11 protein-coding genes are annotated in these 12179 nt (G+C 71.5%); 6 read left to right on the top strand and 5 right to left on the bottom strand.

All coding sequences use genetic code 11. The annotated features are described in order from the left end of the window. The 4 genes from WMF45_RS07660 to WMF45_RS07645 form a co-directional block, all read right to left on the bottom strand. Entirely contained in the window at positions 1-567 is a 567-nt protein-coding gene (locus tag WMF45_RS07660) for a response regulator (protein ID WP_437716286.1), read from the bottom strand. Positions 568-629: 62 nt separating this feature from the next. Further along, positions 630-1667, bottom strand: a complete 1038-nt coding sequence (locus WMF45_RS07655; RefSeq protein WP_437716285.1) for a hypothetical protein — start codon at positions 1665-1667, stop codon at positions 630-632. After that, positions 1658-2284: a hypothetical protein gene (locus tag WMF45_RS07650; protein WP_437550540.1), complete on the bottom strand. Its 627-nt coding sequence runs from the start codon at positions 2282-2284 to the stop codon at positions 1658-1660. Before WMF45_RS07650 ends, WMF45_RS07655 begins: the two co-directional genes overlap by 10 nt. 1272 nt (positions 2285-3556) lie before the next feature. Next, positions 3557-4906 carry a hypothetical protein gene (locus WMF45_RS07645; protein ID WP_437716284.1) on the bottom strand — a complete coding sequence of 450 codons (1350 nt, stop codon included), beginning with the start codon at positions 4904-4906 and terminating at the stop codon, positions 3557-3559. Positions 4907-5125: 219 nt separating this feature from the next. Between WMF45_RS07645 and WMF45_RS07640 the strand changes: the two genes are divergently transcribed. From WMF45_RS07640 to WMF45_RS07625, 4 genes are read left to right on the top strand one after another with little or no spacing between them, the layout of a single operon-like run. Then, positions 5126-5287: a hypothetical protein gene (locus WMF45_RS07640; protein WP_437716283.1), complete on the top strand. Its 162-nt coding sequence runs from the start codon at positions 5126-5128 to the stop codon at positions 5285-5287. After that, positions 5284-5910: an RNA polymerase sigma factor gene (locus WMF45_RS07635; RefSeq protein WP_437298401.1), complete on the top strand. Its 627-nt coding sequence runs from the start codon at positions 5284-5286 to the stop codon at positions 5908-5910. Before WMF45_RS07640 ends, WMF45_RS07635 begins: the two co-directional genes overlap by 4 nt. Further along, positions 5903-6808, top strand: a complete 906-nt coding sequence (locus tag WMF45_RS07630; RefSeq protein ID WP_437716282.1) for a hypothetical protein — start codon at positions 5903-5905, stop codon at positions 6806-6808. The genes WMF45_RS07635 and WMF45_RS07630 overlap by 8 nt, the downstream gene beginning before the upstream one ends. Positions 6809-6817: 9 nt before the next feature. Next, a complete protein-coding gene (locus WMF45_RS07625; RefSeq protein WP_437716281.1) occupies positions 6818-7867 on the top strand; it encodes a hypothetical protein in 1050 nt (349 codons plus the stop codon). A 3-nt stretch (positions 7868-7870) separates the two neighbouring features. Here the strand turns inward: WMF45_RS07625 and WMF45_RS07620 are convergent, their stop codons facing one another. Further along, positions 7871-8704: a LamG domain-containing protein gene (locus tag WMF45_RS07620; RefSeq protein ID WP_437716280.1), complete on the bottom strand. Its 834-nt coding sequence runs from the start codon at positions 8702-8704 to the stop codon at positions 7871-7873. Positions 8705-9058: 354 nt separating this feature from the next. Here WMF45_RS07620 and WMF45_RS07615 point away from each other — a divergent pair, with 354 nt between their 5' ends. Both WMF45_RS07615 and WMF45_RS07610 read left to right on the top strand, forming a co-directional pair. Continuing rightward, positions 9059-10519 (top strand): DUF1592 domain-containing protein, encoded by a 1461-nt coding sequence (locus WMF45_RS07615; protein WP_437716279.1) that lies wholly within the window; start codon positions 9059-9061, stop codon positions 10517-10519. A 52-nt stretch (positions 10520-10571) separates the two neighbouring features. Further along, a complete protein-coding gene (locus WMF45_RS07610; RefSeq protein ID WP_437716278.1) occupies positions 10572-12149 on the top strand; it encodes a DUF1552 domain-containing protein in 1578 nt (525 codons plus the stop codon). The last annotated feature ends 30 nt before the right edge of the window (positions 12150-12179 follow it).

The raw sequence follows: 12179 nt of genomic DNA, 5'->3' as shown, positions 1-12179 counted from the left end.
CTACTTTGGACGCCTCATCGAGGGCGGCGGGTTAGAGGAGGACGACGCCGCAGAAGACCCCGCAGACGAGGGCGGCGGCGGGCTGGTCTTCCCGGCGCGCGCGGCCACCGCGCGCTCGACCGCCGGCGCCAGCGCGACGTGCAGCTTCGCTTTCGAGACGATGCCGTCGGCGCCGACCTTCTCGCCGATCGCGCTCAGCTTGTCGATATCACAGCTGGAGACGAGGACGATACCCAGGTTCGAGAGCTGCGCGTTGTCCCGGAGCAGCTTCGCCAGCTTGTCGCCGTTGATGGTCGGCATGTTGATGTCGAGCGCGACCACGGAGATCTTGTCTCGCTTGATGACCGCCGTCGCGCCGATGGGCGTGGCGAGCTCGACCACATCGAAGCCGGCCCTGACCAGGACGGCGCGCATCGCCTCGCGAGCGATCTCGTCGTCATCGATCACGAGCACCCGGATCATGACGGCGCGCTCCAGGGACGGCAGCACCGCGCGCGACGCTCTCCACGCGACGAGCAGATGGGAGGCGAGCCCGGGAGCTCGATGGTTCGAGCTGGCCCGTCGCATCGTGACCATGTGCCCGGTTGGAAAGGTAATCGCACGGCGCCTCCATTCCCCCCGATACGCGCTCACCTACCGATGAGAAAGTCAACCTGGCCGAACTGACTGGAATTCAGCCCGAAGCGCCGTGCGAGCCTCACGTCGACCAGGCGTTTCACCGAGATGGGCAGGCGGACGCCCGACGACCGGAGCTTCCAGTCGGCGTCCGCGAGCTCGTAGAGGACATCGGCCGCTTGCACCGCGAGCGCCTGGGTGTCGGGGATGGCAGCGAACGTCCCGAACTCCGCGTGCTCGTTCACGAGCGAACGCACGGCCACGACCACCGGCGCGCCGAGCCGGTCCACGTAGGGCAGCCAGACGTTGGTCAAGAACCTCGGGCTCAGGAGGCCATTGTCGTTCGGCAGCCAGATCGCGTCGACCTTCGCCCGCTGGAGGTTCACGAGCGCGGCGCGGAGGTCCTGCACCCGTGGCTTGTTCGAGAGCTCTTCCTTGACGAAGGCCAGCTTCTCGACGTGCATGAGCGCTTCCTGTCGCGCGATGTGATCCGCGAAGCCCTGGCGGTAGACGACGCCCACCCGGTGAGCGTCGAGGCCCAGCGTGCGCAGGCCCACCATGGCCGTGACCGCCGGCACCTCGTAAGAGATGGCGACCGAGTTGGGGACGGTGCGCTGGAGCTCCTCGGCGAAGGACGCCATCAGGATCAGCGCGACCGGCGGGGTCGGGACGGTGCGCGCCCACTCGCGGTACAGGAGCACGGTCGAGTTGTTGACCAGCACCACCGCCTGCGGGCGATCGCGGGCGACGATCTGCGCCACGAGGTCGGGGCTCGACGCCTCGCCGCGCAGCAGCGAGATGATGACGCGGTGTTCCCCGGACAGCTCGACGCGGAGCGATCTCAGCATGTCGTCGAGCTGCGGATCCGAGGGGGCGATGACGGAGATGACCGGCCTCGCGTCCGGAGGCGGCGGCGTGAGCGTCGGCGCCGGGTCGCTGGCCACGGGCGTGGCCGGACCCGACGAGCAGCTCAGGGACAGCACGAGCCCCGCGAGGGCGGAGGCCCGCAGCAGCGAGCGCCGAGAGAGGGGACGCGTCGACCTTACTTCCATTCGTCAACCCCCAGATCGGCCAGCACGTGTTTCGGAAGCCTCCGGATCGCGCCCTCCAGCGTCTGGCGCTCGCCCAGGAACGTGACCGCCACCAGCCCGACCTTCGCCGTCGAGAGGCTGAGGATCGTGAACGTCATCTTGCTCCTCGACTCGAAGTCAGAACGAAATCGCTCGGGGAGGAGGACCGCATCAGCCGTCTGGAACTGGAGCAGCTGCAGAAGATCTTCGATCTTCGTGACGCGCTGGACCTCAGGCGCGGTGCTCACACCCAGCAGCCCGGCTACGAACTTAGGGAGCGATTTCCGTTCGACCAGATCGACGATCCCGTATCTGAGACCGGAGAGCATCTCCTTGGTCAGCGCCCTCGTCGAGACCAGGAGGTACTGCTCCGCGTCGCTCCCCGCCTTCATGCCCTGGATGTCGGCGGTCCGGTTGAGCGAAGCCAGGACCGGCTTTGGCGAGAGGGCCGCGTCGGGCGGCGTCGACTCGAGCGCGGCCTTGAAATCGCTCAACTTTCCAAACACGGTGACATCGACGCCGGGCATCGACTCCTCGATCTTCTGCTCGAGGGCGCGAGCGCGGAGCGGTGTCACCGCATACACATAGAGCGTGGCCACGGGCCCAGCCGTGATAGGCGGGCTGAGCAGCAGAAGACAGCACCCGATGAGCAGAGCCGCCGCGAGCAGGGCCGCCGGCGCGCGCGTCGATCGGAGCCCCCGGCGAAGCGGAACTCCGGTCCTGTCGGGCCAAGCGCGCTCGGCGAGAGTCCTGAGGAGTGAGCGAAATCCCCCGTGCCGAACCGGAGGAGCCGCGCGGTTGTTTCGTGGCACCCACGATGATGCCCAGCGGGTTGCGATTCGCGCCCGACACGCGAGGTGCCCCACGGCCCGCTCGACCGCTGACCGCCGTGCCCCCGTGGAGCGCCTGCAGCTCGTTTCCACCAGGCTCATGCCCTCCCGGTCATCATGGGTAGGCAGCGTAGCCGATGGTTAACCCTCTTTGTCAAGCGCCCCCTCGGAGGCGCCCCCGCGGTCCCACGGAGCTTGGCGAAATGGGGACGCCGGAGAGGGTGACGACACCCGACCGCCGCTCCCCCGGCAGCCGGCCAGCACGACCACGCCGGCGCTGCCGAGCACGCCAAACACGAAGGCGAGCGCTTGACATGCTCCTCACGCACCTCGGTCTCAGGGCTCGATCTCGAGTCCCAGGGGCGACATGCCCACCGCACAGCGTGAGCAAGAGATGGCGCCTCCGAGAAACCAGCAGATGGCACCCCGGATTCGCGCGACACATCATGCCTTGTCGACCTACATGGTGAGCGATGGTGCATCGTGATGCTCGGTAATTTTACCTTGTCATGCACAACAGCGGATCCATGGGTGCGCCTTCGCTCCCTGCCACCGAGCTCGAAAGCTCGCGCATCGCGCTCGATCTACGTACCGCTCGCTTCCCGCTGGCGCTCTATCGCTGGCGCTCTACCTGGTGGCGCTCTCCTGCTGTCGCTTGCCGCTGCCGCAGGACGATCGTGGCGTCCAGCTCTCCGGTGCGGCGCCCCGCAAACAATCGCTCCGACAATGGCATTGTAGTCCATCGGGTCGCCACACAGCAACCCTCGCGAACCGCGAACGCAGGGCCGGGGTGTCGCGGATCACAGCGGGTGGCGCGCCACAGAGGCGCTGGCGCCGACCGCCGCGCAGTCGTGAGGCAGGGCCCCCTTGCGACCCGGCGTATTTGCGAGGAACTCTCTTGACCTGGGGAACGAAGGTTCCACTCGAAGGGCGCTCAGCCAGCGGACGGGCAAACCGCTGCCCGCCGCTGCCCGGAGCGCCGGGCGAGCGGAGCGGCTCGCCCGGCGAGGCGGCGCGCCGCGCTCCGGCGCGCCGTTCGTCTCAGTACCACTCGCTGCCGAGGCCCAGCGTGAAGGTGAAGGTCGTCCCCTCTGGCAGGAACACCGGGTGGAGATCCGCGCTGATGGCGAAGCCGCTCCGCCGCGCGCCGCTCCCGGCGAGGCCGCCGAGGATCAGCGCGCCCCGCGCGTGAGCGCCAGGGTACCAGGCCGCCGTGCTCTCACAGCCGGCGCTCGGGAGCGGGATGCCGCCCTCCGGGACCTCCGCGCCGCAGGTCGCGACGGCCACGTAATCCATGGACGGTCCCACGCCGAGATCGAGGAAGTGGAACAGCGTGAAGCCCGCGAGCACCGAGTTGTAGTCGATGAACCCCGCCTCGAATCCAGCGCTGTTCTCGGTGCTCTCGGGGGTGAGCGTCACCATCGGTGTGTTCTGGTAGTATATCCCGAAATAGTGGTTGACCTGGACACCGAGCCGGCCCGAGAGCGCGAAGACGGCCCCCGCGCCCGTGGGTGACTCGATGATCCCGCCGCTGAGCGTCGTACCGAAACGAAGGCGCATCCCGTCCTTCTCGTCGTCCTCGGGCTCCTTCGGCTTCTCCTCGGGAGCGGGCGGAACCGGCGCGGGCGGCTCCGGAGCGGGCGTGTGCGCGGCCGGCGCGGCCCGCGGCGCGGGCGGCGGTGAAGGCGCAGGCGCGGATCGCGGCGCAGGCGCGGGCGGCGGTACAGGCGCCGGTGTCGACCGCGGCGCGGGCGCAGGCCGCGGCGCAGGCGGCACCGGCGTCGGAGATGGCGGCGGGAACGGCATGGGAGCGGGCGCAGGCGCAGGCGCGGGCTGCACGGGAATCGGCGCAGGTGCGGGCGCGGGCGCCGGCTGCACCGGTGTCGGCGCCGGCGCCGGCTGCACCGGTGTCGGCGCCGGCGCCGGCTGCACCGGTGTCGGCGCCGGCGCCGGCTGCACCGGTGTCGGCGCGGGTGCCGGCTGCACCGGTGTCGGCGCGGGTGCCGGCTGCACCGGTGTCGGCGCGGGCGCGGGCGCGGGCGCTGGTGCGGGCTGCACCGGTGTCGGCGCAGGAGACGGCGGCGGTGCTGGCTGCGCGGAGGCAGACGGGAGCGGCTCTGGAGGAGGAGGCGGCGGGAGGGGAGCGTCGCCCTGGGTCAAGGCCGTCGCCGAGACCGCCAGTGGAACGGTGAGCGCCGCGAGCGCGGCAAGCCAGCGAGGGGGTGTCATCCGGTCTTCCTCGATGCGCTCCTCGCGGCCGTCAAGCGCGCGGAGGTGCGCGCTGTCGGTCGCGGTGCGCCGCAGCGGATGATCCGCTTTCGAGCCGTGGAGCGCCAGCCCGTCGACGACCGCCCGATGAACGTCGCCCCCCGTCCCTCCACTTTTCTTCACGGAACGCGGCGGCTCCGGTCACCAGCCCCTCGATCCATGCGCCGAGCTCGCCAAGCCCTCCTCTGCGGTATCAGCCCCCTGCTCGGGATCCGCTCCTCCGTGGCTTGTGTGGAGGAAACGCTCCCCCCAGACGCGACCGGGGGCGGCGGCACTGGAAATATGCAGGAGACGAGCGACAATCGGTCGCTCGATGCGCAGGCGGCGACCATTCGAGAAGCGGTGCCACTCCTCGAATCGGACCCCGACGTCTTCGGGTACCCCTGGTTCTCCGGGCGGACGGACGCGATCCCCGACGTGAACCTGCTCGGCGCGAGCGGCGAGCTCACCGCGCTCGGCGAGCTCACCGCCTCGCTGCCCTGCGAGGAGGAGCGCAGCCCGTGACGGCACGCGCGGCGGTCGCCCCGTCGACGCCTCCGCCCGCCGGCGCGGTGGCCGCCGTCCCCGCGGCCGGCGTGCAGGCCGCGCCGCTCGACTTCGCCGAGGTGTACGAGGAGATGTTCCCCTTCGTCTGGCGGACCGTGCGCCGGCTCGGCGTGGACGCCTCGGCGCACGAGGACGTGTGCCAGGAGGTGTTCGTCGTCGTGCACCGGCGGCTCCCGGAGTTCCTGGGCCGCTCGTCGCTGAAGACGTGGGTCTTCGGGATCGTCGTGAACGTCGTGCAGACGCACCGGAGATCGCTGCGCCGCAAGAGCCCCGCCCACCGCGGGACAGGAGAGACCGTGGATCCCGAGCTGCTCGCGGGGCCGAGCAACCTCAGCCCCTACGAGGCCATGACGAGGGCGGAGGCCGCGCGCGTCGCGCACGAGCTGCTCTCGTCGCTCGACGAGGAGAAGCGCGTGGTGCTCCTCCTCGCCGAGCTGGAAGAGATGCCGGCGGCGGAGATCGCGCGGGGCATCGGGGTGAACGTCAACACCGTGTATGCGCGGCTGAGGGCCGCTCGACAGGCGTTTTCCGACGCGGTGCACCGCCACCACGCCAGGATCCGAGGAGGCCGCAATGGATGAGCTGGGGTCCGGGGAGCGAGCGCTCCTGAACGCCCTTCGTGACGAGGACGAGCCGACCGACGACGACAGACGTCGGACGCGCGCGGCCGTGTGGGCGAGGCTCGGCCTCGCAGGGACGGCGGCCACGGCCACGGCCGTCGCCGCGAGCGCCGAGAGCGCCGGAGCCGCCGGCTCCGCGAGCGCCGGCGCGGCCGCGCACGCGGTCGGCCCCGCCGCCGCGAGCATGGCCGCGGGCGCGGGCACCGCGGTCGCGAAAGGCGCGGCCATCACGCTGCTCGGCGCCCCGATGAAGATCGGGCTGGCGGCGGTGGTCGTGGGCCTCGCGACGGGGGCCGCGCTCTACTTCCCGACGCCGGGCGAGGCGCCCGATGCGCGACGCGCGCTCGAGGCGGCGACGGACGCGGCCGAGGCGCCCCGAGCGGCGCGCGTCGCGCCCTCCAGCGCCCCGAGCGACGGGACGCCTGCGCCACCCGAGGCGAGCGCCTCCAGCAAGGCCGACGCTCCCGAGGCGTCCGGCGCGCCCGCCGAGCCGAGCGCCGCGCCCCCGGCGACCGCCGCGGCGCGCGCGACGGCGTCGCGCACGCCCCGGGCTGCGGCCGCCGCGAGGCAGGGCTCCGAGGGGCTCGACGCGGAGATCGCGCTGCTCCGCGACGCGCAGCAGGCGCTGCAGGCGGGCCAGTTCGCGCAGGCGCTCTCGAAGCTCGACGAGCACGCCAGCCGGTACCCGAGGGGCGTGCTGTCGACCGAGCGCGAGGCGTCGCGCGCGATCGCGCTCTGCCGCTCCGGCCGCGCGCCGTCCGGCAGGGCGATCGCGGCGAGGCTGCTCGCGAAGAGCCCGGGCTCGCCGCTCGCGACGCGCGTGCGCGCCGCGTGCGGACAGGAGGAACAGGAGGAGTAGAGTGCGCGGGTGCACGTCTCGAGGTGGGCGCATGCGCCGTCGATCGTTCCGGCGCTGATCGTCGCCGCAGGGCTCCTGCCCGCGCGCGCGCTCGCGGCGCCCGCCGAGCCGCGCACCATCGATCTCCGCTGGGAAGCGCCCGAGGGGTGCCCGCCGGTCGACGAGGTCCGGGGCGAGATCGCCCGGCTGCTGGGAACGTCGGAGCAGCGCCAGCCGATCGAGGTCGAGATCGCGATCGCGCGCGGGCGCGACGAGCGCTACCGGCTCGACCTGCGCATCCGCTCGCCGGCGCCTGGCGAGCGGGTGATCCGTGGCGACGACTGCGCGTCCATGTCGCGGGCAGCGGCGCTGATCGTCGCGATGTCGATCGATCCCGACGCGGTCGCGCGGAGCGCCGCCGCGCCGCCCGCGCCGCCCGCGCCGCCCGCGCCGCCCCAGGAAATCGCCGCCCCCGCCGTCAGCGCGCCGCGCCCGCCGCCTCCCGCGCGGGGCCGCGCGCCGCGCCGCCCACCTCCCGCGGCGGCGCGGCCGTCCGTCGCGAACGAGCGTGACGTGGAGGGAGCGCTCTGGGTGAGCGCGCAGATCGAGCAGGCGCTCGTACCGACGATCGGCGTCGGGCTCGCCGCGGGCGGCGGGATCCGCAGCGGCTGGTTCCGCGCGGACGTCGCGGCCGGCGTTGTGCCGTCGAGCTCGAGCCACATCGCGGGGCTCGCTGCAGGCGCCGAGTTCCGGCTCTGGTTCCTCGAGGTCGACGCGTGCGCGCTCCCGCTCGGGCGCCCCATCCGCGTCTACGTCTGCGCGCTCGGCCGCCAGCACTGGCTCCGCTCCAGGGGGCAAGACGTCGATGAGCCCTTCACCCTCACGACGCCGATCTTCGCAGCCGGGCTCGGGACGCTGCTCGAATGGCGCGTCGCCGCTCCCGTGAGCATCGAGGGCGCGCTGCACGCCGTCGTCCCGCTGACGCGGCCCCGCTTCGTCGTCGAGAACCTCGACGGCACCGTCTACCGCCCGCCGGCCGCGGGCCTCAGCGCCCGCCTCGGTCTCGCGCTGGCCTTCTGAGCCTCAGGGCAACTCCGGGCCGGCGCGCCACGCGGCCTCGATCGCGCAGCCGGCCAGCGCCCCGCGGTAGAGGCGCAGCTCGTCGTAACGCCCTCCGAAGTACGGATCCTGATCGAACTGGGACCGCCCGAGCCAGTTGTTCGCGTCCTTTATCGCCGAGAGGGGAAAGCCGACCGGCGTGCTGCCGAGGAGCGCACCGTCGAGGTAAAGCGAGAGCGTCCCCGCCGCGCCGTCGAACACCGCGGCGAGCTGATGGATCTCGGCGTTATCGAGCGTCGGCGCGGTGGTGACCTGCACCTGACCCGCGGCGCCGCTGTCGCTCGCGAGCGCGGCGATACCCGGCGGGTCGAAGCCCGTCGAGGGGGTGATGACGAGGTAGGACCGCCCCACGCTCGAGTCGCCTTCGACGGGATTCTCACCTGTGCTCCCGATGCCGAAGTCGACGACGCGCAGGTACGCCCCTCCGCCGTCGCGGGCGACCCAGACCATGACGGTGACGTCGCGGAGCCCCGTGAGGAGACCCGCGGGCAGCTCGACGTAGTCGTCCTCTCCGTCGAGGGTGAGCCCCCCTCCGCCGTCGAGGCTCGCGCCGCCGAAGATCTCGCCGTCGGCGCCGCCGACCGTATCGGCGACGACCGCCCCTACCCCGTCGAACGAGTACCGATGAGCCAGCGACGGCAGCGCATCGCAGGGGGACGCGCCGCCGCCCCCTTCACCGCCGCCGCCCGCCTCACCGCCGCTTCCCGCCCCACCACCGCTCAGAGCCCCACCACGCCCCCCTTCCCCGCCGCCACGACCACCTTCCCCGCCGCCGCCCACAACCGACGTCGGAATCATACGGCCCACCGCAATATCCACATCTGCCCCACATCCGGACAAGCCGAGGAGCAGCACCATCATCGTAGTCTTCCGCGCGCACGACACAGGCTGATCGTAGCGCGGGTGTGCGGTCGATTCGATCACGAAAGGCGCGCGCTCCGGCGACGAGGGGGAGAGTGCTGATTCCACACGCGGGAGCCGACCATGATGTGCCGACTTGACCGAGTGTTCGCAAGTCCCTGGCTCGCCGCCGGGGGATGTCTCCTGAGTATCTCGTGCACTGGCATCCTCGGAGCCGATGACGCTCCGGGACCGGGACAGGACCCCGGGGACGACGCCGTCGTCGCGCCAGGCGGGATGCCTTTGCACCACATGACAGCATCGGAGTACAACAACACGGTCGCCCACCTCCTGGGCACGCGCCTGAGGCCGGCGGACGGGTTCCCGGCCTCCGGCGCGAAGGGCTTCGACGCGAACGCCAGCGCGCTCTCGAGCCTCTCGCAGGTGCTCGTCCAGGGGTATTACGACGCCGCCAAGACCCTGGCGGCCGACGCGTTCTCGAACGAGGCGCAGCGCGCCCAGATCCTCGTGTGTGACCCGGCGGAGGGCGCGGGCGCGGACGACGCGTGCGCGCGCGAGATCATCCAGCGCTTCGGGCTGCGCGCCTTCCGGCGCCCGCTCGAGGCGGCGGAGGTCGACCGGTACGCGGCGCAGTACGACGACGCGGTCACCACCCTCGAGATGTCCCCCGTCGAGGCGGTGCAGCACGTCGTCCGGAGCCTGCTGACGTCGCCGAATTTCTTTCTGCGGATCGAGGTCGGCCCCGACTCGAAGCGATCGCCGGGCGCCCTCGGCGGCCATGAGATCGCGTCGCGCCTCTCGTACCTCCTCTGGAGCTCGCTCCCGGACGAGGAGCTCTTCGACGCCGCAGAGAGCGATGCGCTGGCCACCGAGGACGAGCTCCGGGAGCAGGTGGACCGCATGCTGGCCGACCCGAAGAGCGCCGCGTTCTTCCAGAACTTCTTCGGGCAGTGGCTCGGGACCCGCACGCTCCCGAGCCACAGCGTCGACACAGCGATGTTCCCGGGCTGGAACGACGAGATGAAGGGCGCGATGATCGACCAGGCCAACGCCTATTTCACCGGCTTCACGACCGGCGAGCGGCCGTGGTCCGAGTTCCTCACGGCGCCCCACCCGGAGAGCCCGCTGCTCGCGCCGCTCTACGCGAACGACCCCGAGGCCGGGCGCGGCGGGTTCCTCACGCTCCCTGCGTTCCTCACGCTGTCTTCCCGCGCCGATCGGACCTCCCCCACGTCCCGCGCGAAGACGATCCTGGCGCAGCTCTACTGCGCCGACCTGGCCCCTCCCGCCGGCGTGGATATCCCGGAGCTCGAGGCCGCGGGAGGCGACACGGGCGCCGTCGACAACGTCCGCGAGAAGCTCGAGAAGCACCGCGAGTCGCCCGACTGCGCGGGCTGCCACGATGTCCTCGATCCCATCGGGCTGAGCCTCGAGAACTTCGACGCGATAGGCGCGTACCGGACCGCGTACCCGAACGGCGACGCGGTCGACGCGACCGGCGAGTACGGGGGCGCGGCGTTCCAGGACATCTCGGGCCTCATCCCGGAGCTCCAGAAGGACCCCCAGCTGGGCATCTGCCCCTCCGAGCAGCTCTTCACCTATGCGTTGCGCCGGCGCCCGACCGGCGGCGACAGGGACGCGCTCGAGGAGATCGCCGCGCGCTGGGAGAAGGGGACGATCGCGGATCTGGTGAAGCAGGTGGTGATCAGCGAGGCGTTCCGCCTCCGCGCAGCGAAGGTCGGGGCGAAGTGAAGCCGCAGGCGTTGATTCCTCACGGAACCAGGCACGAAGGAGCGATGCGCACATGAAACGCGGAATGACACGCAGGAACCTGTTGCGCGGCGCGGGCGTCTGCCTGGCGCTGCCGTTTCTCGAGAGCCTCGCGCCGCGCAGGGCGCGCGCCGGGGAGCCCGGCACGCCCAAGCGCTTCTTGCTCTGCACCTTCCCGAACGGGGCGCCCCACCACTGGTGGGAGACGGCGCCCGCGTTCGGCAAGACGCTCACGGGCGCCGATTTCAAGCTGCCGAGGGTGCTCGAGCACTTCGCGCCGGTGAAGTCGAAGATGCTCATGATAAGCCGCCTCGGCAACCACACGTGGAGCAAGCAGCAGAACGCGTTCCTCGAGCCGTCCCACTCGCGCTGCATGGCCGCGCTGTCGACCTGCGTGGACGCCGATGAGCTGGGGAGGGCCGCCGGGCAGGACCTCGGCGAGTGGGTGGGCAACGGCGTCTCGGTCGACCAGCTCATCGTGCAGAAGGCAGGCCCGGAGCAGGCGACCCGCATCCCGTCGCTGCAGACGGGGCTCGGGGTGAAGCCCGGCTTCTTCGACGGGCGCAGCTATGCCTACAATCAGGCCGTCTCCTGGAAGAGCCCGCGCGAGCCGCTGAAGCGCTCGGTCAACCCGAAGGCGGTGTTCGACGCGCTCATCAACGCGGGCGCCGCGAGCGCGCCCTCCGTGCCAGGGCAGACCGACGAGCAGGCCAGGATCGAGGCGGAGCGCCGCGCCGCGACCGAGAAGAGCGTCATCGACGCGGTGCTCGCGGACGCGAACTCGCTCATGGGCCGGGTCGGCTCGGACGATCGCAAGATCGTCCAGCAGTACCTGGACGCCCTGCGAGAGACCGAGAAGAACGTGACCCGCGTCCAGTCGACGATGACCCCGTCGAGCCTCGGCTGCAGCCCGATCGGCCAGCCCGGCGTGGTCCCCGAGCCGCCGGGGCAGCAGGAGGGGCTCAACGAGAACGACAGCACGGAAGCCGGCGAGTACAAACATGACGATCACGCGAACGTCATGATCGATCTCATCGTCATGGCCATTCAATGCGACGTGACGCGCGTGATCACCCACATGCTCGACGACGCGCGCTCCGAGTTCGAGTACCGGTGCATCCCGGCCGACGTCCGCGCGAAGGTGGGACTCGAGTACAGGGAGGGCAGCAGCCTCCACTATCACTCCTGCCAGCACGGCCCCGGCAACCTGGGCGCGACGGACGAGGGCGGCCGCTACGCGGTCGTCGAGGAGAGCAACCTCGATTTCGCGGCGATCAACTGCTGGCTCGGCCAGAAGACAGCGCAGCTCGCGCAGCGGCTCGACGCGATCCCCGAGGGGGATGGAACGGTGCTCGATCACTCGGTGATGGTCTACATGAGCGAGATGCGCACGCACGACCACGACGCGTACGATCTGCCCATCGTCCTCCTGGGCGGCGACGGCGTCTTCCTGAACGACGCGCACGTCGCGTATGGCCCCCTCGGCCAGGATCGCCAGCTCCGCGATCTGTGGTTCACCATCATGAACCAGTACTACAACCTCGGCGTCGCGTCGTTCGGCGAGGATCGCCGCGGCGTGCCGAACGCGCTCCTCGAGGAGATCCTGCGGTAGCTCGGCGGTTCACGGTCTCGATGGATGGGC

The sequence above is a fragment of the Sorangium sp. So ce448 genome (assembly GCF_051520915.1).
Lineage (GTDB): Bacteria > Myxococcota_A > Polyangia > Polyangiales > Polyangiaceae > Sorangium > Sorangium cellulosum_B.
The sequence above is the reverse complement of the archived record's forward strand: the minus strand, read 5'-3'. Positions and strand labels throughout refer to the sequence as shown.

Bases quoted from the DNA above. Each gene is read 5' to 3' on its own strand.
- WMF45_RS07660 (WP_437716286.1), bottom strand. From the start codon at position 567: ATGCGACGGGCCAGCTCGAACCATCGAGCTCCCGGGCTCGCCTCCCAT.
- WMF45_RS07655 (WP_437716285.1), bottom strand. From the start codon at position 1,667: ATGGAAGTAAGGTCGACGCGTCCCCTCTCTCGGCGCTCGCTGCTGCGG.
- WMF45_RS07630 (WP_437716282.1), top strand. From the start codon at position 5,903: ATGGATGAGCTGGGGTCCGGGGAGCGAGCGCTCCTGAACGCCCTTCGT.
- WMF45_RS07620 (WP_437716280.1), bottom strand. From the start codon at position 8,704: ATGATTCCGACGTCGGTTGTGGGCGGCGGCGGGGAAGGTGGTCGTGGC.
- WMF45_RS07615 (WP_437716279.1), top strand. From the start codon at position 9,059: ATGACAGCATCGGAGTACAACAACACGGTCGCCCACCTCCTGGGCACG.
- WMF45_RS07610 (WP_437716278.1), top strand. From the start codon at position 10,572: ATGAAACGCGGAATGACACGCAGGAACCTGTTGCGCGGCGCGGGCGTC.